The organism is Rhizobium cerradonense (assembly GCF_030182455.1).
Classification (GTDB): domain Bacteria; phylum Pseudomonadota; class Alphaproteobacteria; order Rhizobiales; family Rhizobiaceae; genus Rhizobium.
This window is the reverse complement of the sequence record NZ_JAQJCK010000002.1, coordinates 124,162-146,436: the sequence shown is the minus strand read 5'-3', so window position 1 is coordinate 146,436 and position 22,275 is coordinate 124,162. Positions and strand designations below refer to the sequence as shown.

The 22,275-nt window shown below is 60.4% G+C and carries 23 protein-coding genes; 8 read left to right on the top strand and 15 right to left on the bottom strand.

The window, feature by feature from the left end; translation table 11 throughout:
* Nucleotides 1-33: 33 nt before the first annotated feature.
* Nucleotides 34-666 (bottom strand): CatB-related O-acetyltransferase, encoded by a 633-nt coding sequence (locus PH547_RS04885; protein WP_104824190.1) that lies wholly within the window; start codon nucleotides 664-666, stop codon nucleotides 34-36.
* A 259-nt stretch (nucleotides 667-925) separates the two neighbouring features.
* On the opposite strand from PH547_RS04885, the gene PH547_RS04880 reads away from it, so the two are divergent.
* The gene (locus tag PH547_RS04880) at nucleotides 926-1,846 is read left to right on the top strand and encodes a PhzF family phenazine biosynthesis protein (protein WP_104824191.1); all 921 of its coding nucleotides are present in this window, start codon (nucleotides 926-928) and stop codon (nucleotides 1,844-1,846) included.
* 48 nt (nucleotides 1,847-1,894) lie between these two features.
* On the opposite strand, the gene PH547_RS04875 is transcribed toward PH547_RS04880, so the two are convergent.
* A complete protein-coding gene (locus PH547_RS04875) occupies nucleotides 1,895-2,056 on the bottom strand; it encodes a hypothetical protein (protein WP_199773484.1) in 162 nt (53 codons plus the stop codon).
* 224 nt (nucleotides 2,057-2,280) lie between these two features.
* On the opposite strand from PH547_RS04875, the gene PH547_RS04870 reads away from it, so the two are divergent.
* The 3 genes from PH547_RS04870 to rcdA all read left to right on the top strand — a co-directional run bounded on the left by PH547_RS04870 (nucleotide 2,281) and on the right by rcdA (nucleotide 4,671).
* Nucleotides 2,281-3,570, top strand: coding sequence for an MFS transporter (locus PH547_RS04870; RefSeq protein ID WP_104824193.1), 1,290 nt, complete (start codon nucleotides 2,281-2,283; stop codon nucleotides 3,568-3,570).
* Nucleotides 3,571-3,597: 27 nt separating this feature from the next.
* Complete coding sequence (locus PH547_RS04865) at nucleotides 3,598-3,789, top strand: DUF1192 domain-containing protein (protein ID WP_104824194.1); 192 nt, start codon at nucleotides 3,598-3,600, stop codon at nucleotides 3,787-3,789.
* A gap of 366 nt (nucleotides 3,790-4,155) precedes the next feature.
* Entirely contained in the window at nucleotides 4,156-4,671 is a 516-nt protein-coding gene (gene rcdA, locus PH547_RS04860) for a protease adaptor protein RcdA (protein ID WP_104824195.1), read from the top strand.
* 187 nt (nucleotides 4,672-4,858) lie between these two features.
* Here the strand turns inward: rcdA and rpmE are convergent, their stop codons facing one another.
* On the bottom strand, nucleotides 4,859-5,080 hold the full coding sequence (gene rpmE, locus PH547_RS04855) for a 50S ribosomal protein L31 (protein ID WP_104824196.1): 222 nt from the start codon (nucleotides 5,078-5,080) through the stop codon (nucleotides 4,859-4,861).
* Between the two features lie 175 nt (nucleotides 5,081-5,255).
* On the opposite strand from rpmE, the gene PH547_RS04850 reads away from it, so the two are divergent.
* The 4 genes from PH547_RS04850 to PH547_RS04835 all read left to right on the top strand — a co-directional run bounded on the left by PH547_RS04850 (nucleotide 5,256) and on the right by PH547_RS04835 (nucleotide 9,206).
* Nucleotides 5,256-7,076: an ABC transporter transmembrane domain-containing protein gene (locus tag PH547_RS04850; RefSeq protein WP_445944959.1), complete on the top strand. Its 1,821-nt coding sequence runs from the start codon at nucleotides 5,256-5,258 to the stop codon at nucleotides 7,074-7,076.
* A 102-nt stretch (nucleotides 7,077-7,178) separates the two neighbouring features.
* Nucleotides 7,179-7,361 carry a YegP family protein gene (locus PH547_RS04845; protein WP_104824198.1) on the top strand — a complete coding sequence of 61 codons (183 nt, stop codon included), beginning with the start codon at nucleotides 7,179-7,181 and terminating at the stop codon, nucleotides 7,359-7,361.
* Between the two features lie 251 nt (nucleotides 7,362-7,612).
* Nucleotides 7,613-7,951 (top strand): YciI family protein, encoded by a 339-nt coding sequence (locus tag PH547_RS04840; RefSeq protein ID WP_104824199.1) that lies wholly within the window; start codon nucleotides 7,613-7,615, stop codon nucleotides 7,949-7,951.
* Nucleotides 7,952-7,958: 7 nt separating this feature from the next.
* Nucleotides 7,959-9,206 (top strand): RNA polymerase sigma factor, encoded by a 1,248-nt coding sequence (locus PH547_RS04835; protein ID WP_285167668.1) that lies wholly within the window; start codon nucleotides 7,959-7,961, stop codon nucleotides 9,204-9,206.
* 3 nt (nucleotides 9,207-9,209) lie between these two features.
* On the opposite strand, the gene PH547_RS04830 is transcribed toward PH547_RS04835, so the two are convergent.
* The 12 genes from PH547_RS04830 to PH547_RS04775 all read right to left on the bottom strand — a co-directional run bounded on the left by PH547_RS04830 (nucleotide 9,210) and on the right by PH547_RS04775 (nucleotide 22,015).
* On the bottom strand, nucleotides 9,210-10,241 hold the full coding sequence (locus PH547_RS04830; RefSeq protein ID WP_104824200.1) for a peptidoglycan -binding protein: 1,032 nt from the start codon (nucleotides 10,239-10,241) through the stop codon (nucleotides 9,210-9,212).
* 3 nt (nucleotides 10,242-10,244) lie between these two features.
* Nucleotides 10,245-11,294, bottom strand: coding sequence for a flagellar motor protein MotA (locus PH547_RS04825; protein WP_104824201.1), 1,050 nt, complete (start codon nucleotides 11,292-11,294; stop codon nucleotides 10,245-10,247).
* Between the two features lie 134 nt (nucleotides 11,295-11,428).
* On the bottom strand, nucleotides 11,429-12,229 hold the full coding sequence (locus tag PH547_RS04820) for an inositol monophosphatase family protein (protein WP_104824202.1): 801 nt from the start codon (nucleotides 12,227-12,229) through the stop codon (nucleotides 11,429-11,431).
* Nucleotides 12,230-12,434: 205 nt separating this feature from the next.
* Nucleotides 12,435-13,526: a protein-glutamate methylesterase/protein-glutamine glutaminase gene (locus PH547_RS04815; RefSeq protein ID WP_104824203.1), complete on the bottom strand. Its 1,092-nt coding sequence runs from the start codon at nucleotides 13,524-13,526 to the stop codon at nucleotides 12,435-12,437.
* Nucleotides 13,527-13,536: 10 nt separating this feature from the next.
* Nucleotides 13,537-14,394 (bottom strand): CheR family methyltransferase, encoded by an 858-nt coding sequence (locus PH547_RS04810; protein ID WP_104824204.1) that lies wholly within the window; start codon nucleotides 14,392-14,394, stop codon nucleotides 13,537-13,539.
* A 22-nt stretch (nucleotides 14,395-14,416) separates the two neighbouring features.
* Nucleotides 14,417-14,914, bottom strand: a complete 498-nt coding sequence (locus PH547_RS04805; protein WP_199773485.1) for a chemotaxis protein CheW — start codon at nucleotides 14,912-14,914, stop codon at nucleotides 14,417-14,419.
* On the bottom strand, nucleotides 14,911-16,824 hold the full coding sequence (locus PH547_RS04800; RefSeq protein ID WP_104824205.1) for a HAMP domain-containing methyl-accepting chemotaxis protein: 1,914 nt from the start codon (nucleotides 16,822-16,824) through the stop codon (nucleotides 14,911-14,913). Before PH547_RS04800 ends, PH547_RS04805 begins: the two co-directional genes overlap by 4 nt.
* A 219-nt stretch (nucleotides 16,825-17,043) precedes the next feature.
* On the bottom strand, nucleotides 17,044-18,744 hold the full coding sequence (locus PH547_RS04795) for a methyl-accepting chemotaxis protein (protein ID WP_260303133.1): 1,701 nt from the start codon (nucleotides 18,742-18,744) through the stop codon (nucleotides 17,044-17,046).
* A 37-nt stretch (nucleotides 18,745-18,781) separates the two neighbouring features.
* Nucleotides 18,782-19,297 carry a chemotaxis protein CheW gene (locus tag PH547_RS04790; RefSeq protein ID WP_245463893.1) on the bottom strand — a complete coding sequence of 172 codons (516 nt, stop codon included), beginning with the start codon at nucleotides 19,295-19,297 and terminating at the stop codon, nucleotides 18,782-18,784.
* A complete protein-coding gene (locus PH547_RS04785; protein WP_104824207.1) occupies nucleotides 19,294-21,330 on the bottom strand; it encodes a chemotaxis protein CheA in 2,037 nt (678 codons plus the stop codon). The genes PH547_RS04790 and PH547_RS04785 overlap by 4 nt, the downstream gene beginning before the upstream one ends.
* Nucleotides 21,327-21,695, bottom strand: a complete 369-nt coding sequence (locus tag PH547_RS04780) for a response regulator (RefSeq protein ID WP_104824208.1) — start codon at nucleotides 21,693-21,695, stop codon at nucleotides 21,327-21,329. The genes PH547_RS04785 and PH547_RS04780 overlap by 4 nt, the downstream gene beginning before the upstream one ends.
* On the bottom strand, nucleotides 21,692-22,015 hold the full coding sequence (locus PH547_RS04775; protein WP_104825198.1) for an STAS domain-containing protein: 324 nt from the start codon (nucleotides 22,013-22,015) through the stop codon (nucleotides 21,692-21,694). Before PH547_RS04775 ends, PH547_RS04780 begins: the two co-directional genes overlap by 4 nt.
* Between the last annotated feature and the right edge of the window lie 260 nt (nucleotides 22,016-22,275).

Here is a 22,275-nt window from a genome sequence, read left to right as displayed (position 1 = left end):
TGCTTTTGTGCGGTAGATGAGTTTGCAGCACGCTCAAGCTGTTTTGAGGGCAGCGAGATCACCGCTACTGAGAGACGCTAAGTTGGCTTCGATTTTGTCTATCGGCCAATCCCACCAGGCTATATCAAGAAGTTCGTTGATGACCTCACTCGGATAGCGCATCCGAATGATAGTTGCCGGATTCCCGCCAACAACTGCATAAGGCGGTACATGACTTGCGACGACCGAAGCAGCGCCGACGATCGCGCCCGCCCCAATCTGCACGCCCGGCATGATGGCCGCGTTATGACCAATCCAGACATCGTGACCGACGATGGTATCCTTCACCGGCAGGTCGGTGTAGCCGAAGGTCTCAGGCTTAAAGATGCGAAATGGATAGGTGGTGAAGCCAGTCATCGGATGATTAGCCGAACTGGTGATGAAGTAGCTTCCCCGAGCAATTTGGACAAACTTGCCGATCACTAGGCGCTCACGAACGCTACCACCGAGATAGGGCGCCAGTATCTGGGCAGTATCTTCCGGCCTTCCGGAATGGGTATAATAGCTGAACTCGCCGATTTCCATGCGCGGATGGTCAATTACGTTCTTCAGGTAGACAGTATCGCGATAGAGGGTGCCATCAGGCAAAGTAATTGGATGGACTGCATTAGGGTCAAGAAGAGGCATGGAAAACCTTTTCAAATTGCCGGTAACTTCGCAGAAGTAGATCCCGCTTCATCCTAGCTATGTGATTTTATACAGACGAAGCTAATCCCGCATATCGATGGAATCCATCACGCCGCTCGAAAGCCTTCATGAATAATGTAAATGATGGCTGAGGCCCGCTCCACGGCGAAGAACTTGTCACCGGCACAAGTTCCCGCTTTCAGGCTCGCCCGAGCCGCGGCTAAATCCTCGCAGTTCGATCAATACTCTGGGAGCCGCCATGAACACCGTCGCTTATGTCACTGTCGACGTCTTCACATTGGAACGTTTCGTCGGCAATCCGCTGGCCGTCATTCCCGATGCCCGCGGCGGCCTGAGCAGCGACGCCATGCAGAAGATCGCAGCCGAGTTCGGCTATTCGGAAACGACCTTCGTGCTGCCACCGGAGAACCCGGATCATACCGCGCGCGTCCGCATCTTCACGCCAACGGCCGAAATCCCCTTTGCCGGCCATCCCAATGTCGGCACCGCTTTCGTTCTCGGACAACAACAGGAAATCTTCGGAAAGCCCGCGGGCGACAGGCTGATCTTCGAAGAGGATGCCGGGCTGGTTGAGGTGACGCTGTTGCGCAAGGGCGGTAACATCACAGGCGCCAGCATCCGTGCGCCGGGAAAGCTGACGGTCGGCGACACGATTGCCCCCGAACTGATTGCCCGCTGCGTGCAGGTCGGTCCGCAATCGATCCGCACGATAACGCACGCCCCGACCTTCGCCTCCGTTGGCCTGCCTTTCGCCTTCGCAGAACTGGACAGCCTGGAAACGCTTGGAAAAGCGTGGCCGAATGCGGCGATCTTTGTCGAAGCGGCTGCCCGGCACAAGCTGGACAAGACCGGCTTCTCGCTCTTTCTCTACGTGCGCTCGGCCGAAAACCCGTGGCATATCCGCGCGCGCATGTTTGCGCCCATGGACAACGTGACGGAAGACCCGGCGACCGGCAGCGCCTCCGCTGCACTCGGCGCCTACCTGACCTCCCTGTTGCCGGCACAGGATGCGGAGGTGAAAATCACCATCGAGCAGGGCGTGGAAATGGGAAGACGCAGCGTCATCGGTGTCGAAGTCCGGAAATCTTCCGGCACGGTAAACGAAGTCTTGCTGTCGGGTAGCAGCGTCCATGTCATGCGCGGCGAAATCCTGCTTTAAGGCGCCCCGCACGATCCTCCGAAGGCCTCAATCCCGGCCTGCAATGCCTTAAAACGTCTCGTTGATGACCAAGGCGATCGTCCAGGCTGCAAAGGCTATCACGGCGATCTTCCAGAAATCGGCACGCCGTTTGAGGCCGGGCAGCCCGAGCGGCTTGATGATTTGCACCGCCATGGCAAGCAACAGCAGCACCGCGATCACTTTTGTCACGGTATTTTTCCCCGTTTGCGCAAGAGTGAGCATAGCCTCATCAAAAACCACTGCGCAGTTTTCATGATCATGCTCTAATCGTCATAGGACGGACATTTTTCCGCGCCAACAGACTGTTTCTTAACGCCGATAGCGGCAATCCGGGGCACAATCAATAGTGAAAACTGGCAGGGCTTGGTTCTGCCTTATCGGTTCTCTAAGTGGAGCCGCATGAAAGTAGGAACATGAAGAGAAATATTTTACCCGTTCTTGCCCTGCTTTTCGGTACGCTCTTCCTATTCACCGGCAATGGCCTGCACAGCCTGCTTCTACCGGTGCGTGGCACGGCCGAGGGCTACGCCACCACGACGCTCGGTCTGCTCGGCACGACCTGGGCGACAGGCTTCGTGCTCGGCTGTCTGACCGCGCCGAAACTCGTTCGGCGCATCGGTCATGTCCGCGCCTTTTCCGGCTTCATCTCCGTCATCGCCATCATCGCGCTGCTGACCGGCATCATCGTCGACGCGACCTGGTGGGTGCTGCTGCGGGCCGTCACCGGTTTCTGCACCGCCGGCACCTCGATGATCATCGAAAGCTGGCTCAATGAACGTGCCACCAATGAAAGCCGTGGCGCGATCTTCTCGCTTTACATCGGCATTACCTTGATCGGCGCCGTTGCCGGCCAGATGATGATCCCCTTTGCAGATATCCACACGCCGATCCTCTTCATGTGCTGCGGCATCTGCTATTGCATCGCCATGCTGCCGACGACGCTCTCGACCGCTGCCTCGCCGCAGCCGCTGAAGGCCGTCAGCCTGGATTTGAAGGCGCTCTACCGCAACTCGCCGGTCGCCTCCATCGGCATCCTCTTGGTCGGCATTGCCAATGGTGCCTATGGCACGCTCGGCGCCGTCTTCGGCGCCAATGCCGGTCTCTCGGACAGCAATATCGCGCTGATGATGAGCTCGACCATCTTCGCTGGTGCCGTGATGCAGTTTCCGGCCGGGCGCCTTTCCGACCGCATCGACCGCCGCTACGTGCTGGCCGGCATGGCCGCTGTCGCCGCCATCGACGGGCTGCTGCTCTTCCTGCTGCAGCCAGCCGGTCCTTATTTCCTGATCGGCATGGTGGTCATCTATGGCGCCGTCGCCAACACGCTCTATCCGATCACCGTCGCTCATGCTAACGACTTCGCCGCGCCCGAGGATTTTGTCAAAGTCTCCGGCGGCCTGCTGCTGCTCTACGGCATCGGCACGATCATCGGCCCGACGCTGAGTGGCCCGGTCATGTCCTCCATCGGTCCCTACGCACTGTTCTTCGTCACCGCGGTCGCGCATGTGCTGATCACCAGCTACGCGATCTTCCGCAGCCGCATGCGCGCCGCCAAGCCCGCGAGCGATCGCGACGCCTACACCAACATGCCTTCGGCGAATGCGCAGATGATCACGCCGGAAAGCATGTCGTTGGCGCGCAGCGAGGCTTCGAAAAGTGAGGCTTCGAAAAAGGACGATATGACGGTAAATTACGGCACATGAGCCGGGGAGTGACGAGGAGGAAACAGAATGAGCATCTTCGATGATGACCGCCCGAAAAAGCCGTCCGCCCATGAAATCGGCAGCGATTTGTCGCTGCTTTCCGTCGACGAGCTCAAGGCACGCGTCGCGCTGATGCAGGCGGAGATCGCCCGGCTGGAAGCGGAGATTGCCACTAAGGCATCCGGCCGTCAGGCGGCCGAAAACCTGTTCCGCTCGTAAGCCTGCCATCGGCGCAAACCTGTGTGATTGAAGTACAGATAGAGGCATGCTCAACGGAATATTAAGCTTTACGACATATTACTATGACCATCCAGATTTGCTCTGGACTCAGACAGTTCCTCCACTTGGCGAATTGGTCTGATTTTTCTCCCTGTTTTACCTTGAGAGCCGCGTTTGCGGCTCTTCTTTTTCGCCTTGACACGGCGCTCCCGAGGAAACTGTGGAGATTAACCCTTTCTTAAGAATCGCCTTGCGAATTTCAGTTAAAACCACCATCTTGAAGTCATAAGAACGGACGCCGAGAGTTCTTCTGAACTTCACCGGCTTTTCCTGAACAAAAGTGTTGCGTTAGCAGGGATTTCTTCGATGTCGGAACTTGGTTTGAACACGATCAGCTTTGCTGGCCACGCAGCTTCGTCGGCGCAGTTCAGGACGCTGTATTCGGAAGGCATGTCGCTGGTCGAAGAAACCGCCGCTTATCTCGACGGCCAGGGTCGGGCAGCCTCCAAGGTTCTGCCGCGCATGGCCTCCGTGCTCTACGCCGCCGAATCCATGCGGCTGACCACCCGCCTGATGCAGATGGCCTCGTGGCTGCTGCTGCAGCGCGCCGTCAACAACGGCGAAATGTCGCGCGATCAGGTGCTGGCCGAAAAAAACAAGGTTCGCCTCGACGGCTTCAACGTCGACCGCAATGCTCCGGGCTGGAACGACCTTCCGGAATCCTTCCGCGATCTCGTCGAGCGCTCGCTGCGCCTTCAGAACCGCGTCGCCCTGCTCGACCGCGAAATCTATCGCCCGACGGAAGCTCCGATCGTTCCGGACAACCAGAACAGCGTCAAAGCGCAGCTCACCCTGCTGCAGACGGCTTTTGGGACGAACTGAGTTTCGATAGCTTATAGCTGACGAATAAAACCGGCCGTGTTTCGCACGGCCGGTTTTATTTTGTTCGGTCTGAGATGATAGCGGCGATGAGCCTGAGAAGCGACCGCTCTACGAAGAGCATCGCATCAAGACAACAAAAAAGCCCAGCAAAGCCGGGCTCTTTTCAAAACACCAGATCGCGAAGCGATTAGATGCCGAGACCGCCGAAACGCTTGTTGAACTTGGAAACGCGGCCGCCGCGGTCCATGAGCTGCTGGTTGCCGCCCGTCCAAGCCGGATGAGACTTGCTGTCGATTTCGAGGTTCATGACAGCGCCTTCCGAACCCCAGGTCGAGCGGGTTTCGTATTCGGTGCCGTCGGTCATGACCACCTTGATGGTGTGGTAGTCGGGATGGATGTTGGCCTTCATAACAATCTTCCTGTCATGCCAGGGTCCATTTGTCGCAAGCCATTGCGGCAACCGAACCGATTGAATAAATGAAGCCGCAGTCCGATTGAGGCCACGGCTTCCAATTAAGATGGCGTGCCTATACATGAAGGCGGCAAGGATAACAAGGGGCGAAAGAGCGAAGTCCCTTGCTGATATGGGGATTGGAGACGACTTGTCAGAGACGGGCCAGGCAGACGACAAAAAGCGCAAATCCATTCGGCCGCTTGGACGGCTGGCACCCTATCTCAGGCGCTATCGCGGCATGGTGCTGGGGGCGCTGATCGCCTTGGTCGTTGCTGCCGTCACCTCTCTCGCCCTGCCGCTAGCCGTCCGGCGCATGATCGACCATGGCTTCGATCAGTCCGATCGCGGTCTCATCGACAGCTATTTCGCCGCGATCATGGCGATGGCCGTCATTCTCGCGATCGCAAGCGCGTTGCGCTATTATTTTGTCATCACCATCGGCGAGCGCATCGTCTCGGATATGCGCCGCGAGGTCTTCGATCATGTGACGCGGCTGTCGCCCTCCTTCTTCGATGTCAATCAATCCGGCGAGATCGTCTCGCGGCTGACGGCCGACACGACGCAGATCAAGTCCGCCGTCGGCGCAACGGCTTCGGTGGCGCTGCGCAATCTCATTCTCTGTCTTGGCGCCGTGGGCATGATGATCATCACCAGCCCGAAGCTGTCGAGCATCGTGCTGATTGCCATCCCGATCATCGTGCTGCCGCTTGTCAGCTTCGGCCGCTCCGTGCGCAAGCGCTCGCGCGCCGCGCAGGATACGCTTGCCGATGCATCCGCCTATGCCAACGAGACCATCGCCGCCAGCCGCACCATCCAGGCCTTTAACGGCGAGGCGGCGGCAGCGCAGCGTTATGGCGCCGCGGTCGAGGATGCCTATCAGGCGGCGCGCGCCGCGATCAAATCCCGCTCGCTGCTGACCGGATTTGCCATCACCATGGTCTTTGGCAGCATCGTCGCCGTGCTTTGGGTCGGTGCGCAAAATGTTCTCGCCGGAACGATGTCGGCGGGTACGCTCGGTCAGTTCCTCCTTTACTCCGTCATTGCCGGCACGTCGCTCGGCTCGCTGTCGGAAGTCTGGGGCGAGCTATCGCAGGCCGCAGGCGCAGCCGATCGCCTGGGCGAACTTCTCGCCGAAGTCTCGCCGATCGCCGCCCCCTCCAATCCATTGCCCCTTCCCCAGCCGCCGCAGGGTCGGGTGGAATTCTCCGACGTGCATTTCTCCTATCCGTCCCGACCGGGCAAATCAGCGCTGCATGGCCTGTCGCTTTCCGTTCAGCCGGGCGAAACGGTGGCGATCGTCGGTCCTTCCGGTGCCGGCAAGAGCACGGTCTTCTCGCTGTTGCTGCGCTTCTACGATCCGCAGCAGGGTAGCATCGCCATCGACGGCATTGACGCTCGTCGCGTTTTGCCCGACGCCCTGCGCGACCGCATCGCCATCGTGCCGCAGGACACGACCATTTTCGCCGCCTCGATTCACGACAATATTGCCTTCGGCCGCCCCGAAGCCTTGCGCGACGAGGTCCGCGCCGCCGCGATCGCCGCCCAGGCGGATGAATTCATCTCGCGCCTGGACAAGGGTTACGACACACAGGTAGGCGAGCGCGGCATTACCCTTTCCGGCGGACAGCGCCAGCGCATCGCCATTGCCCGCGCCATCCTGAAGAATGCGCCGATCCTGCTGCTCGACGAAGCGACATCGGCGCTCGATGCGGAGAGCGAGACGCTGGTGCAAAGGGCCCTCGATGGCCTGATGGAAACGCGCACCACCCTCGTCATCGCGCATCGCCTGGCGACGGTTCTGAAGGCCGACCGCATCCTTGTGCTCGATCAAGGCCGCATCGTCGAAGAAGGCACGCACCAAAGCCTGATCCATCACGGCGGCATCTACGCCAAGCTGGCGCGGCTGCAATTCGACGCCGGCATCGACGACCGCATGCTCGCAGTCAAATAACGGGGATCGGGCAAGCCGAATACAACAGGTGGAAATAGCTTTAAAGTTGCGCTAGATTTTTCCCGTTATCTCGCGCTGACGCGATTCTAGGAGACGGGAACCATGTATAAATTTGAAGTCTACAAGGACAAGGCTGGCGAATTCCGCTTCCGCTTCAAGGCCTCGAACGGCGAAACCATGTTTGCCTCCGAAGGCTATAAGGCGAAGGCTTCGGCCCTCCACGCTATTGAATCGATCAAGTCCCATGTCGGCGCCGCCGCTATCGACGACCAGACCGCCGCCTAAGACTTCGCGTCGAGCGCTGCTATACAGCCTCTACGGCCGGCTGCCTTCGGGCGCGCCGGCCGTTTTCGTTTGCCCATCAAAAAATTTCGAAAAAATCTGCTCGGCCTGTCGAAATCAGCCTCGCTCGCGTCTCATAGTATCGGAACGGGCATGAAGCCGTTTCGCCGGCGGCGTTGCACATCTTGGCATTTGCTCTTTAGATGCAGCGTCCAGTCCGGCTTACCGCCAATACAGCGAGCAGGAGTTTCCCCATGCAATATGCTTTGATCATCCGTGAATCGGCCGAGGATTTTAAGCGGCGCGAGGATCCCGCCTATAAGAACGGCTGGATCGCCTATACCCAGGCGCTTGTCCAGGCCGGCATCATGACCGGCGGTGCCGGGCTGACCGAGCCGGAAACCGCAACGGTCATCCGCCGCCGCGGCGAAGACCATGATGTGCAGGACGGTCCTTTCCCGGAAGGCAAGGAACAGCTCGGCGGTTTCTATCTGATCGATGTGCCGAACCTCGACGCAGCCCTGGAATGGGCCGTGCGCGTGCCAATCTCCCAGAAGGGATCCGTCGAAGTGCGGCCGCGTCTGCAAATGTGACATGGCCATGGACCATGACGTTGGACGCGCCACGGAACGGGTGGCGCGCCAATCCTACGGCAAGTTGATCGCTTTCCTGGCGGCGCGCTCGGGCGATGTGCCGGCGGCGGAGGATGCGCTGTCCGAGGCTCTCGCAGCCGCATTGCGCGCTTGGCCGGCGCGCGGCATTCCCGAAAATCCCGAGGCCTGGCTATTGGTCGCGGCGCGGCGCAATCTTTATGGCGCCGCAAGACATGCAAACGTCAAGGCCGCCGCCCGCGATACGATCACTCTGGCTTTCGAGGAAGCGGAGGAGCGCATGAATGCGGATGGCCCCACCTTCCCCGACGAGCGGCTGAAGCTGCTGTTTACCTGCACCCATCCGGCGATCGACCGGTCCGTGCATACACCGCTGATGCTACAGACGGTTCTCGGCATCGATGCCAGAACCATAGCGCAGGCTTTCATCGTCTCGCCGGAAACGATGAGCCAGCGGCTAGTTCGGGCCAAGACCAAGATCCGCGAAGCGCATATTCCATTCAGCGTGCCCGATCGTTCCGTGCTGCCGGAGCGGCTGACGGGCGTGCTCTCGGCGATCTATGCTGCCTACGGCCTCGGCTGGGACGGGCTCGATGGCGAAGACGGCAAGCTGCATGCTCTGGCAGACGAAGCCATCTGGCTCGGCCGCGCCCTGCTTGCCACCCTACCGCAGGAGCCGGAGGCGATCGGATTATTGTCTCTGATGCTTTACTGCGAAGCCCGCCGTGCCGCCCGCCGGGATGCGGATGGCTGCTATGTACCGCTCGGCGAACAGGACACCGCACGCTGGAACGCCATCATGATGGCCGAAGCCGACAGCCTGCTGTGGCAGGCGGGAACTTTCGATCGCTTCGGCCCATTCCAATGCCAGGCGGCAATCCAGTCCGTCCATTCCGAACGCCGTCGCTCCGGTGTCACCGACTGGACGGCGCTCGCAAAGCTCTATGACGCACTCGTGCTGATGAAACCGACCGTCGGCGCCCGCGTGAGTCAAGCCGCCGTGATCGGCCGGGCGCAGGGGGCTATGGCGGGATTGCAGAAGCTGAACCAGTTGGTTGAGAGCGATATCCTGAGCCACCAGCCCTATTGGGCCGTCCGTGCCCATCTGCTTGCGGAAGCCGGAGAAACGGAGAGCGCGGTTACGGCCTATCGCACGGCGATTGGGCTGAGCCACAGCTCTGCCGTCCGAGAATTCCTGCAGGCAAGCCTCGATACCATTCTGGTCGAGAGGAATTGACGACTATTTCTCCGTCAGCTTCAGCTCGATACGGCGATTGGTGGCGCGGGCTTCCGGCGTATCGCCGGGAGCGATCGGCTGGAATTCGCCGAAGCCGGCGGCGACGAGCCGGTCCGCAGGAACGCCATGGGCAATCAGGAACTTGACGACAGCGATGGCGCGCGCCGACGACAGCGCCCAGTTGTCGGGATAGCGGCCGCTGCCGGAGAGCGGCACATTGTCCGTATGCCCATCGACGCGCAGCACCCAGTTGATCTCGGGCGGAATTTCCTTGGAAAGATCGATCAGCGCGGCCGCAAGCTTGGCCATCTCCGCCTGGCCGTCCGGGTTGAGATCAGCCGCACCGGAAGGGAACAGCACTTCCGACTGGAAGACGAAGCGGTCGCCAACGATGCGAATATTGTCGCGGTCGGAGAGAATTTCGCGCAAGCGCCCAAAGAAGTCGGAACGATAACGGTTGAGCTCCTGCACGCGCTGCGCCAGCGCCACATTCAGCCGCCGGCCGAGATCGGCGATCTTCACCTGCGATGTCTGATCCTTCTCCTCCGACGCCTGCAAGGCCGCCTCGACAGCGGCAATTTGGCTGCGCAGCGCGGCAATCTGCTGGTTGAGAAGATCGACCTGGCTGAGAGCGCGGGCGCTCGCCTGCTTCTGGTCGTCAAGCTGCTGCGTCAGCGTGCCGACCCTCTGCTGCGCGGCCTGGCTATTGCCGGAACCGGCATCCAGCAGCGCCTGCAGACGCGAGCGGTCGCCCTCTGCCACCGAAAGCGACGCCTGCAGATTGGCGATGGAATCCTCGAGATCCTGCTTGCCGCTCTTTTCGAGCGCCAATGCCTGCGTCAATTCGTTAATCTGGCTATTGAGGCGATTCAGCACCTCGTCGCGGCCGGAAATCTCGCGACTTAGAATGAACTGGCCAACGACGAACACCGTCAGCAGGAACATGATCGCCATCAGCAGCGTGGAGAGCGCATCGACGAATCCCGGCCAATAGTCGACCGTTCTCTTGTGGCGACTGTTTCGCGCGAGCGCCATGATTTACTTGCTCCCGGTCTTTTCGGTATGGCTGATCCGGTCGGCGAGACGGTCGAGCGTGCGTCGCATCGATTTCGCTTCTTCCTGCTGTGCCTCGATCCAGTCGCGCAACATCTGCTGCTCGTTGCGCATGTTTTTCACCAGGCCCTGGATGCCCTCAGCAAGGTTCGCCATCGCCGTCACCGAGCGTTGGCCACCGCCGCCTTCTTCCGCGATCTTGCGCAGGTATTCCGAAAGCACCCGCACATCCTCGGAGGATGCGCCATTGGCGCCTTCGATCACGGGAGAGATGTCCGAGCCGACATCGGTAACCGAGGAAAGCCAGTTTTCCAGTTCGGTGTAGAAGCGGTTCTGCGCGCGGCCGGCCTGAAGGTCGAGAAAACCGAGGATAAGCGAGCCGGAAAGGCCGAGCAGCGAGGACGAGAACGCCGTGCCCATGCCGACCAGCGGGCCGGAAAGGCCGGTCTTGAGGGCGCCAAGGATATCGCCGGTGTCGCCGGAGCCGACATCGAGGCTCTGGATGACATCGTTGATCGAGCCGATCGTGCCGATCAGACCCCAGAAGGTGCCGAGCAGGCCGAGGAAGACGAGCAGACCGATAAGATAGCGCGAAGTGTCGCGCGATTCATCGAGACGGGTGGCGATGGAATCAAGGATTGAGCGCAGCGTCGCCGTCGACAACTGCATGCCGCGACGGTTGCCGATGAGCGCCCGCATGGGCGCCAGAAGCCGCGGATTGCGGCCGACCTTGTCGGCAGCATTGCCGACGGCGCGGAAATGATTGAACCAGCGAACTTCGGGCCTCAGCATCAGGACATGATTGAAGACCAGCAGAATGCCGACGGCCAGCACGCCAAGGATCAATCCGTTGAGACCGGGATTATGCAGGAAGGCGACTTGAGCCTGGCGAAACAGGATCGCCACAATAAAACCGACGATGACCAGGAAAAGGATCATCGTCCAAAAGAAGGCCATCGGGCTGGAGAGCTTGTAGGTATAGCTGCCCGACACATTGTCGGTCGACCCCAGATCCCCCAGATTCACATTTTCCATCGCACGCTTTGCCTCCGCATACTCCGCCCGCGGAGACTAGAGCAACATTGTGCCGAATTGAAGAGACGGAAAACACAAAACAAGCCATTGGCAACAGGCTGTTTTGCTGAAGGGCAGTTGCTGAAAGATCAGCTTTATTTTGTCGGGATAGGCCGCTTGACGACCTCGGCCAGCGCCTTTTGAATATGCTCGTTGCCGCAGATGATCGTGCCGGTACCGAGCATATCGGTGCCGCCGTCGTAATCCAAGACGAAACCGCCGGCTTCGCGCACCAGCAGGATACCGGCCGCCATGTCCCAGGGCGACAGGCCCAATTCCCAGAAGCCGTCGAAACGGCCGGCTGCGACATAGGCGAGATCGAGTGCTGCCGAACCGAGACGGCGGATGCCGGCGACTTCGCCCATCACATGGCGCAGCTCGACTAGGAACTTGCCGTGATTGCCACGGCCGAGATGCGGAACGCCGCAGCCAATGACGCTGTCCGACAGCACGCGACGCGAGGCGACGCGCAGGCGGCGATCGTTGAGGAAGGCGCCACCGCCGCGCTCGGCGGTGTAAAGCTCGTCCGTCGCCGGATTGAAGACAACGCCGGCGACGATCTCGCCATTGCGCTCCAGCGCGATCGAGATGGAGAACATCGGAATGCCGTGCAGGAAATTGGTCGTGCCGTCGAGCGGATCGACGATCCAGCGATGCGCGCCGTCCGTGCCCTTGATCTCTTCGCTTTCCTCGCCGAGGAAGCCATAGGTCGGCCGCGCCTTCAGCAGCTCGTCATGGATGATCTTCTGCGCCTTGAGATCTGCCTGGCTGACGAAATCGCCCGGTCCCTTCACCGAAACCTGCAGGTTCTGCACTTCACCGAAATCGCGGCTGAGCGACTTGCCTGCCTTGAGGGCGGCCTGAACCATGACATTGAGAAGAGCAGAACGGGCCATCGGGCTTCCTTGGGTAAAATAGAAGGCACTAACCGGACCCGAAAGCAGGCCCCGGCGGAGCGGGATCGGCAGCGCAATAAAGATTGGCGGCCTCAAGACCACAAAATCGGGGGAATTTCAAGTACAGCGAGGCGGAAGGCCTGGTTTTCTCGTCGAGCCGACTTCGCGACATAGTCCGCGCCGATCAAATCGACGATTATCCAGCCTAGAATTTCTGCTGCGCCATCAGGATCTCGCGGGCGATCTGCTCGAGCGGCACGACTCGGTCGACACCGCCGCGGGCGATCGCCTCCTTCGGCATGCCGAAAACGACGGAGGTCGCCTCGTCCTGGGCAACGGTATAGGCGCCTGCCTGTTTCATCTCGAACATGCCGCGCGCACCGTCGTCGCCCATGCCGGTCATGATGATGCCCATGGCATTCGATCCGGCCGCCCGCGCCGCCGAGCGGAAGAGGACATCGACTGACGGACGGTGGCGCGAGACCAGCGGTCCGGTCTTGATAGCCACATGATAACGCGCACCCTGCCGCTCCAGCATCATGTGGTTGTCGCCGGGGGCGATCAGCACATGGCCGCGCAGAACCGGATCGCCATCGGCCGCTTCCTTCACTTCCACTTCGCAGAGGCTGTTCAGCCGCTTGGCGAAGGCGGCGGTAAACCTCTCCGGCATGTGCTGCACGATGACCATGCCCGGCGCATTGGCGGGCAGCGCCTCCAACATTTGCCGCAATGCCTCGGTGCCGCCTGTCGAAGCGCCGACACAGACGACCATCTCGGTCGTCTTCGCCATGGCGCGGCCGGTCGGCGGCGGCAGCATGGCGTCGGCCGTCAGCTTCTTCGTCGGTCCCGAAGCGGATGCCGAACGCGCCTCAGCGCGGCGGACATTCGGCATCCTGGCATGCGAAGCGCTCTTGACCACCTCGCGGATGCGCATCGCCTCGTCGGCCAGATAATCGGCAGCGCCAATCCGCGGTTTCAGGATGATATCCACCGCGCCCGCTTCCAGGGCCTGCAGCAAAGTTTCCGAACCCGCCTCCGTCAGCGAGGAGCACATGACGACCGGGATCGGCCGCTGCGACATCAACTTGCGCAGGAAGGTGATGCCATCCATGCGCGGCATCTCGACATCCAGCGTAATGACATCTGGCACCTCCTCCTGGATCCGGCGGGCGGCCATGAAGGGATCGTTCGCCACCCCCATCACCTCGATCTCGGGGTCCTCAGACAAAAGCGCCGCCAGCGTTTGGCGTACGCTGGCGGAGTCATCGATGATCAGGACGCGGATTTTCTTTGGCATGAAGGCCTGTCTAAATTCGCTGGAAGGCCGTGTTGGAAACCTGTTTCAGCGGCAGGTCAAAGCCGGTGATCGATTCCGAATGGCCGATGAACATATAGCCGCCGGGCACGAGACAATCGCAGAGACGCGAAAGGACGCCGGCCTGCGTCTGCTTGTCGAAATAGATGAGAACATTACGGCAGAAGATGATGTGCATGGCATCCCCCACCTGGTATTTCTCATCCATGAGGTTCAACCGGCCGAAGCCGATCTTCGAACGCAAACGCGGCGTGATGCGCACCTCCCGCCTACCCGGCACTTTGGCGGTCATCACATATTTGCGCTTCAGTTCCGCCGGAACCGGCAACACCATGTCGTCCGCGTAGATGCCGCTCCTGGCCGATTGCAGCACGTCGGTGCTGAGATCGGTCGCCAGGATTGCATAGTCGATGCGACCTTCGCTTTCGGAAAATTCCTCCATCACCATCGCCATCGAATAGGGCTCCGCCCCTGTCGAGCAGGCAGCACTCCACGCGCGCAGGCGGCGATGGCCGGCGCGCATCAGCGCCGGCAAGGCCACAGTCTGCATGAACTCGAAATGTTTGGCCTCGCGGAAGAAATCGGTCTTGTTGGTCGTCACTGCATCGATGAGATAGACAGTCTCCTGTTCCAAGCCGCCATGGTTGAACAAGAAATCGCAATAATCGTCGAACGACGTGATGTTGGTGGCGCGCAGGCGCCGCCGCAGCCGCCCCTCCAGCATCGTCAGTTTCGTCGACGGCATCTTGATGCCGCTGTAGTCATAGATGAAACGCGCCAGCTTCTCGAAATTCCGCGTGCTGATGCGGTCACCGATGATTTGGCTCTCCTGAACGGCAACCGTTCCCATTCACCCACCCCCTTACGAATTCTTATGCGGCATGGCCGGCGCGATGCGGATCGAGCGCGACGGTGTCTTCCCGCGACAGCAAGCGGGCGAGATCGACGATGACGACGAAACCATTCTCCCGGCGCACGACGCCGGCGATGTAGTCGGAACGCCAGCGTACGCCGATATCGGGGGCCGCTTCGATCTGGCCATGCCGAAAGGGCGTCACCTCGAAGACGCGGTCGGCGACCAGGCCGAGCGTCAGCACCTTGGCCTCCATCGGAATATCCAGCACCAGCACACGGGTATGCGGGGTCGGAACGGTCTTGGTAAGACCGAGCTTCAGCCGGAGATCGATGGTCGGCACACCCTGCCCACGCACATCGCGCAGGCCGAGCAGGTAATCCGGTCCGTTGGGGATCTTGAAAGCCTCGGCATAATCGAGGATTTCGCGGACCACTTCGACCGCTACGGCGAAGACTTCCTCGCCGAGGCTGAAGGTGACGAATTGCGCTTCCAGAGCAGGTGAAGCCATGGTCATGCACTTTCCTTGAATTCGGCGTCGGCATCATCCGGGCCGCCCATGGAGAGATCGAGGGCAAAGCCCTTGAGACGCGCTTGCTGCGCCTGAACGGAGGCGGGTTTCGGCGCTTTCGCCTGACGAGCGACCGCAGCCGGAGCCCGGTCGGTCGTCTTGGCCGCAACAACACTGCGCTGGCGATTGGCCGATGTATCGACCTTGAAGAAGGCGATCGAAGCTTGCAGCTCTTCAGCCTGGGCGGCCAGTTCTTCCGAAGTGGCCGACATTTCTTCCGAGGCACCGGCATTCTGCTGCGTGACCTTGTCGAGCTGCTGGATCGCTTCATTGATCTGGGCGGCACCGATGTCCTGCTCGCGGCAGGCGGCGCTGATCTCGGAGACGAGTTCGGCGGTCTTGCGGATATCCGGCACCAGACGGCCGAGCATCTCGCCAGCCTCGGCGGCAGCCTTGACGGTATCGCTCGACATCGAGCTGATCTCGGCAGCAGCCGATTGGCTGCGTTCGGCAAGCTTTCGCACTTCCGAGGCAACGACCGCAAAGCCCTTGCCATGTTCGCCGGCACGAGCCGCTTCGACGGCCGCGTTCAAAGCGAGCAGATCAGTCTGGCGGGCGATCTCCTGCACGATGCCGATCTTTTCGGCGATCGTGCGCATGGCGCTGACGGCGCGAGTGACGGCATCGCCGCTTGCTTCCGCATCCCTGGCCGACTGGCGGGCAATCTTTTCCGTTTGGGCGGCATTGTCGGCGTTCTGCTTGATGTTGGCCGCCATCTGCTCCATCGAAGCCGAAGCCTCTTCAGCCGAAGCCGCCTGCTCGGTAGCACCCTGCGACACCTGCTCCGAGCTTGCCGAAAGCTGCTGGCTGCCCGAGGAGACGTTGTCAGCCGCACCCAGCGCATCGGCAACCACGCCGCGCAGACGTTCAACCATCTGCTCCAGCGCCAGGCCGAGCACATCCTTGTCGGAAAGCGGTTTCGGCGTCACCGTCAGGTCTCCGTCGGAAATCTGCGTGGCAATATCGGAGGTGGTGCGCAGGTTGGCGACCATGCTCTGCATTGCCAGACCGAGAACGTCCTTGTCGGAGAGCGGCTTCACGGCAACGGAAAGATCGCCCATGGCGATGCGGTCCGCCACGCCTGCGGTGATGCGCAAGTTCGATGTCATGACATTGACGGTATCGATCAGATCCTTGATCTCATCATTCGTCTTGACTTCGACCTTCTGATCAAGGTCGCCGAGCGCCACCGCCTTGGCGATGTTGGACACCTTGGTCAGGCCGCGATTGATCCCGAGCGTAATCCAGAAGGCGGCGCTTAATGCAATGATCAACGCGACGGCGGAGGCGATCGCCAGGATCATCAGCGTGTCTTCATAGAGAAGGTCGCCGCCCGCGTCCGTGGCCGCCAACTCCTTTTTCTGGATGTCGACCAGCTTGTTGATCACGTCGGTCATCTGATTGTTCAGGTCGCTCAGCTCGCCGTCCGAAAGCGCCTCGGCGCCGGCGTGATCGCCCTTGGCCTCGAGGGCCTGCAAGTCGGTGGAACGCTGGCGGAAGGTCTGGCCAAGCGATATCAATTTCTCCCAAAGCGGCTTGCCTTCCGCCGCCGAGGCAGCGAGACCCTCCTGGGCTTGTGAGAACATGGTGTCCAGATGAGTGCTGGACTCCTTATAAAAGGCGGTTTCCGCCTCACCGCTGGATATGAGCGCATCTTTCTGCGCACGAACGGCTTCAACTGCGGCAATGTTGGCGTCGAGCGCCAGTTGCAACCGTTTGACCGGTCCCTCGGTCATCTCGTTGCTGGCGTCGTTGAGGTGACCGAGACTGATGCTGCCGTAGACCGCTATGCCAATCAAAAGCAGCGTCATGGTGCCGAAGGCGAGGCCTAATTTCAGTTTGATGGAAAAGCGCATGTCCTATCCCCAGAGATAAAGAGGCAAATGAGTATTGCGGAACGGCGTCACCGTTTGACAGCGTCGTACCGATAAAGAGAGCCGTCGAACCGGGGAAAGCGATCCATTCACCTCCCCGTCACCGGACATCTCAAGAACCACGACGCCAACGCATACACACGTTGGGGATATCAGAACGCCGGGACCATGACGGTCCTGGCGGGAGTCATCGGGAAGCGCTCAGGCGCTTTCGCGGAAATCCGCGTCGCCGGCATCCGGGCCGCCCATGGAAAGATCGAGGGCAAAACCCTTGGCCCGGGCCTGCTGGGCAGCGACGGTCTGCACGGAATTTACCGCGGCAGACGTGGCACGGCGGTTGGCAGCCGGCGCAGCGGCAGCCTTGTGACCGACCTTGGTGGGCAACTTCCTGGCCGTGACTTTGCTGCCTGCCGTATCGACCTTGAAGAAGGCAATAGAGGCCTGCAGCTCTTCAGCCTGCGCTGCCAGCTCTTCCGAAGTGGCCGACATCTCTTCCGAGGCACCGGCATTCTGCTGCGTCACCTTGTCGAGCTGCTGGATCGCTTCGTTGATCTGGGCGGCACCGATGTCCTGCTCGCGGCAGGCGGCGCTGATCTCGGAGACGAGTTCGGCGGTCTTGCGGATATCCGGCACCAGACGGCCGAGCATCTCGCCGGCTTCCGCGGCAGCCTTGACGGTATCGCTCGACATCGAGCTGATCTCGGCAGCAGCCGATTGGCTGCGTTCGGCAAGCTTGCGCACTTCCGAGGCGACAACCGCAAAGCCCTTGCCATGTTCGCCGGCACGAGCCGCTTCGACGGCCGCGTTCAAAGCGAGCAGATCGGTCTGGCGGGCGATCTCCTGCACGATGCCGATCTTCTCGGCGATCGTCCGCATGGCGCTGACGGCGCGAGTGACGGCATCGCCGCTTGCTTCCGCATCCCTGGCCGACTGACGGGCAATCTTTTCCGTTTGGGCGGCATTGTCGGCGTTCTGCTTGATGTTGGCCGCCATCTGCTCCATCGAAGCTGAGGCCTCTTCGGCCGAGGCCGCCTGCTCGGTTGCGCCTTGAGACACCTGCTCCGAGCTTGCCGAAAGCTGCTGGCTGCCCGAGGAGACGTTGTCCGCCGCACCCAGCGCATCGGCAACCACGCCGCGCAGACGTTCGATCATGACATTGACGTTGCCGAGCAATGCGCCGATTTCGTCGTGATTGGTGATTTCCGCCGTCTTGGTCAGATCGCCCTCGGCAACTTCTCGAACGACGGTATTGGCGCGGGCGAGACCCTTGCTGATCGTGTTTGCGATCCAAAACGCGGTCACGGCTGCAATCAGCAGCGCTACACCTGCGGCAACGAGCATCGTCAGGCGGGTGCCGGCATATTGCACATCGGCGCCGTCGTCCGCTTCCTTCATTTTCTGCTTCTCGGTGGCGAGCAGAGCTTCGAGAGCCTTGTCGATCTCGTTGGCGGCCCGGCGGGCATCGGTAACGGAGATGTTGCTTGCGCCTTCCTTGTCGCCTGCCTTCAGCAGTTGCCGAATCTGGTCGTCGGCCTGGATGAACTTCGCTGCGATGGCTTCGACGGAGTCCCAATGAGCGCGGCTTTCTTCGGTAGCGACCTTGTCCACGGCCGCCAAAGTGTCGGCAAGCTGCTTGCGTGCCACGTCGCCGGCAGCGAGCGCAGCCTTGGCTTCATCGTCGCTGTGGGCCGCAAGAAGGTTCTTCTGCTGACGGATGACCTGGAGCTGGGAGATGTTGACCTGCTGTGTCAACTCCAGTCGCTCCACGGGGCCTTCGAGCACGTTGCTGATGGTGTCGTTGAAAGCGCTAAGGCTCATGAGGCCGTAGCCGGCCGTGCCTATCAGCATGAGGATGATGAAGGCGAACGCCCCCACCAGCTTGGCTTTTATCGTTAGACGCATAGTCTTGCTTCCCTCGAAAATTCGGCCGCGGCAATGTTCAGGCGGAAAGCGCCTTGTTTCGCCGGGCGGAAAAAATCGCCTGCAGATTGGGGAGAATGATGAATTCCCCTCCGCGCTTGACCAGGCAGTTGATGTAGTCGGGACGCCAACGCATCCCCACGCTAGGCGGTGCTTCACTGGAAGCTTTTGCAAGTGTGGTGACTTCATTCACCTTGTCGGTCCGCAGACCCACGAGCGTGGGTTCATCCTGCAGGTCAAGTTCGATAACGATGATACGGCTATCGATAGTCGCTTCCGCCGCTTCCATGCCGAAAGCGAGACGGAGATCGGCAAGGGGGATCACCTTGCCGCGAAAGTTGATGACGCTGCCCACGAAGGGCTGGCTGCCGGGAACGGCGGTTTCCGGCAGAATGTCCAGGATTTCCTGAACCATGACCGCCTCGAGGGCGAAGGTTTCACCGGCAAGATCGAAGGTCAGAACTTCGACCTCGCCGTTTTCATTCCAATGAGTGCCATTCCAGAGATTGTCGGATTTCCTGGCTTTTCCGCTCATCCCGCTGCACGCAGATGCGCCTCCTGTTGCTGGCCGGCCGCGACCAGATGCACGACATCGAGAATGAGGGCGACGCTGCCGTCACCAAGGATCGTAGCCCCGGAGAAATGCGCGACGTCATTGTGCAGCTTCGACATAGATTTGATCACCGTCTGGTGGTCGCCGATGATCTGATCGACCACCAGGCCAACCCGCTCAGTCCCGGTCGAGATAACGACGACCTTCTGATGCACATCCGGCTTGGTGCCGGTGCGGAATACGTCCCGCAACCGCAGGAAAGGCACCAGGCTGTCGCGCAGCGAAATGAAACTGCGGCCACGCGAGCGCAGGTCCTCTTCCAGCGACAATTCCAGGCATTCCTCAACCGCCGACAGCGGAATGACGTAGCGCCCGGCGCCGACGCGCACGAGCAGACCGTCGATGATGGCGAGCGTCAGCGGAATGCGCAACGATACATCGGACCCCTGCCCCGGCAGGCTGACGATATCGATGGTGCCGCGTAGCGTTTCCACCGTCTGCTTCACCACATCCATGCCGACGCCGCGGCCGGAAAGATTGGTGATCTGCGCCGCCGTCGAAAATCCGGGCGCGAAGATGAGCTGCAGGAGCTCGGCATCGCTGAGCTGCTGACCCGGCTGGATCAACCCGGACGATTCCGCCTTGGCGCGAACGCGCCCACGATTGATGCCACGGCCGTCGTCCTTGATCGAGATGATAACCTCGCCGCCCGATTGCCGGGCCGACAATATAATAGTTCCAGCTTCGGCCTTACCGGCAGCAAGACGCTCTTCCGGCGGCTCAAGGCCATGATCGATGGAATTGCGCACCAGATGCACCAGCGGGTCGGCAAGCCGCTCGATTACGGTCTTGTCGACCTCCGTCGTCTCGCCTTCGGTGACGAGCTCGATGACCTTGCCAGTCTCTCGCGCCAGATCATGCACCAGGCGGCGGAAACGGTTGAAGAGGCTTGCGACCGGCACCATGCGCAGCACCATCATCGTATCGCGCAACTCGCCGGACAAGCGCTCAATCTCTTCCGATACCGATCTCAGCCCGATATCGGCGCTGGCACTGGCCAACTGGCTTAGGCGCGATTGTGCGATGACCAGTTCGCCGACACGGTCCATAAGTTCATCGAGACGCAAAGCCGGAACGCGAACGCTTTCGGCAGCCTTTGCCTGTCGCTGGTCGGCAACCGGCGCCGCAGGTGCCGCCACTTCCCGTTTGACCGGGACAATTTCGGCAGCGGCCGGCGCGGCAGGAGCAACGACCGCCTGCGGGGCAGCCGAAACGGCGGGCTCATCCGGCGTTGCAGCAACTGCATGGCCATCGATTTCCTCGACATCAAGCTGCATGTCGTCCATGACGAAGATGAAAACATCGTCGATGGCCGACCGCGGCTGCTCGGTCGTAACAGTGACATCCCAGGAAAGATGCAATTCCGTAGGCACCAGCGCGCTCAGCGGCGGAATGGCCGAGGTGTTGGCGAGGATGCGGCATTCGCCGAGATCGCGCAGCTCATCCAGCAACCCTAGCGGATTGGTGCCGTTGATCATCGCGTTCTGTGGCAGGCTGAAACGAATGCGCCAGGTCTTTCGCTTGTCCGTCACAACAGGCGCAGTCACGGCGACGGCCTGAACCGGCTTTGCAGCATCGCCGGCGCCGCCGACTGCTGCATGCAATTGCGCCAGAAGACGTTGGCTGGTGGCTTCGTGATTGCCGTTGGGATCGTCGACGAGGGCGCGCATATGGTCCTGCGCGTCGAGAACGGCGGCGACGAGCTCGGCCGTTGCCGGCGCCTGGCCCTTACGGACGCGGTCGAAGGCGGTTTCGCAATGATGGGTGAAGCCGGCGAGCGCATCGAAGCCGAACATGGAGCCCGAACCCTTCAGTGTATGAAGGCCCCGGAACACGGCATCGATCAAAGCCTTGTCATCGAGCTGATGCGTGAGATCCAAAAGGCCTGCCTCGATCTGCTCCAGGCATTCTGCAGCCTCGGTACGGAAGACAGCAATTGGATCGAGCGAGTTCATCTGCCCAGCACTTTCTTGGTGATTTTGACGAGATTTTCCGGATCGAAAGGCTTGGTCAGCCAGCCGGTGGCGCCGGCGGCCTTGGCGCGCGCCTTGAGATCAGCATCGGATTCCGTCGTCAGGAAGATGATCGGAACGCCCATGTGAGCCGGCAGCTTGCGCAGCTCCTCGATCATGGTCAGTCCGTCCATGACGGGCATGTTGAGATCGGTCACGATGAGATCGAAGTGCCCGGCCTTGGCCTTATCCAGGCCTTCGGCACCATTCTCCGCCTCGGTGACCTCGTAACCGGCATTGGTCAGCGTCACCTTGGTCGTCAGACGGATGCTGGCGGAATCATCGACAGTCAAAATCTTCGCACTCATGAATGTACCTCTTTATGGAGCCAGAATTGCGCATCCTCCGCCGTAAAGGCGTCGACGAACCCGCCCCTCTGCAAGACTTTCAAAACAGAACCGCTAGCCGGCGAAGAAAGACGAAGTGTTTTGTCGGAGGCCTTCGCCTCCATCCTTGCCGACTCGACCAATTGCACGAAGCTCAAATCGGCTTCCGCATCGTCGGCGACTTCGAGGACAAGCATTTTGCCGTCCCGAAGCTTCAAAGTCATACTTTGATAAATTTCGGAAATGTTCCTGATGCTTAGGATATTCGGCAGGGAAATAGATTCGGAATATTTATCATCCATTTCAAATCTGGCCCCGCTACCAAACGAATACTTGAGCAATAACTATTGAATCTCATGTCAGCCTTAAGAGGGAGTAAACACAGGTTGTATAATTCGTCGTTTCAGGGGATGTGAATTCTCACCTGGCATAAATGACCACTCAAATTTTACGATGAAAATATGATTGGGATTCAGGCGGTTAAATCGAATAGATCAAAACACGCACTTTCCGGTGAGTGAATATTAACGCTGCCGGGGAAAGTCTGGCATGCAACGCCCAC

Coding starts and splice junctions, on each gene's coding strand:
- PH547_RS04785 (WP_104824207.1), bottom strand. CDS start 21,330: ATGAACTCGCTCGATCCAATTGCTGTCTTCCGTACCGAGGCTGCAGAA.
- rpmE (WP_104824196.1), bottom strand. CDS start 5,080: ATGAAGGCCAACATCCATCCCGACTACCACACCATCAAGGTGGTCATG.
- PH547_RS04790 (WP_245463893.1), bottom strand. CDS start 19,297: ATGAGCGGAAAAGCCAGGAAATCCGACAATCTCTGGAATGGCACTCAT.
- PH547_RS04820 (WP_104824202.1), bottom strand. CDS start 12,229: ATGGCCCGTTCTGCTCTTCTCAATGTCATGGTTCAGGCCGCCCTCAAG.
- PH547_RS04775 (WP_104825198.1), bottom strand. CDS start 22,015: ATGGATGATAAATATTCCGAATCTATTTCCCTGCCGAATATCCTAAGC.
- rcdA (WP_104824195.1), top strand. CDS start 4,156: ATGTCGGAACTTGGTTTGAACACGATCAGCTTTGCTGGCCACGCAGCT.
- PH547_RS04830 (WP_104824200.1), bottom strand. CDS start 10,241: ATGGCGCTCGCGCGAAACAGTCGCCACAAGAGAACGGTCGACTATTGG.
- PH547_RS04810 (WP_104824204.1), bottom strand. CDS start 14,394: ATGGGAACGGTTGCCGTTCAGGAGAGCCAAATCATCGGTGACCGCATC.
- PH547_RS04845 (WP_104824198.1), top strand. CDS start 7,179: ATGTATAAATTTGAAGTCTACAAGGACAAGGCTGGCGAATTCCGCTTC.
- PH547_RS04865 (WP_104824194.1), top strand. CDS start 3,598: ATGAGCATCTTCGATGATGACCGCCCGAAAAAGCCGTCCGCCCATGAA.
- PH547_RS04880 (WP_104824191.1), top strand. CDS start 926: ATGAACACCGTCGCTTATGTCACTGTCGACGTCTTCACATTGGAACGT.
- PH547_RS04840 (WP_104824199.1), top strand. CDS start 7,613: ATGCAATATGCTTTGATCATCCGTGAATCGGCCGAGGATTTTAAGCGG.
- PH547_RS04780 (WP_104824208.1), bottom strand. CDS start 21,695: ATGAGTGCGAAGATTTTGACTGTCGATGATTCCGCCAGCATCCGTCTG.
- PH547_RS04870 (WP_104824193.1), top strand. CDS start 2,281: ATGAAGAGAAATATTTTACCCGTTCTTGCCCTGCTTTTCGGTACGCTC.
- PH547_RS04885 (WP_104824190.1), bottom strand. CDS start 666: ATGCCTCTTCTTGACCCTAATGCAGTCCATCCAATTACTTTGCCTGAT.
- PH547_RS04835 (WP_285167668.1), top strand. CDS start 7,959: ATGGACCATGACGTTGGACGCGCCACGGAACGGGTGGCGCGCCAATCC.
- PH547_RS04800 (WP_104824205.1), bottom strand. CDS start 16,824: ATGCGCTTTTCCATCAAACTGAAATTAGGCCTCGCCTTCGGCACCATG.
- PH547_RS04850 (WP_445944959.1), top strand. CDS start 5,256: ATGGGGATTGGAGACGACTTGTCAGAGACGGGCCAGGCAGACGACAAA.
- PH547_RS04815 (WP_104824203.1), bottom strand. CDS start 13,526: ATGCCAAAGAAAATCCGCGTCCTGATCATCGATGACTCCGCCAGCGTA.
- PH547_RS04805 (WP_199773485.1), bottom strand. CDS start 14,914: ATGACCATGGCTTCACCTGCTCTGGAAGCGCAATTCGTCACCTTCAGC.
- PH547_RS04825 (WP_104824201.1), bottom strand. CDS start 11,294: ATGGAAAATGTGAATCTGGGGGATCTGGGGTCGACCGACAATGTGTCG.
- PH547_RS04795 (WP_260303133.1), bottom strand. CDS start 18,744: ATGCGTCTAACGATAAAAGCCAAGCTGGTGGGGGCGTTCGCCTTCATC.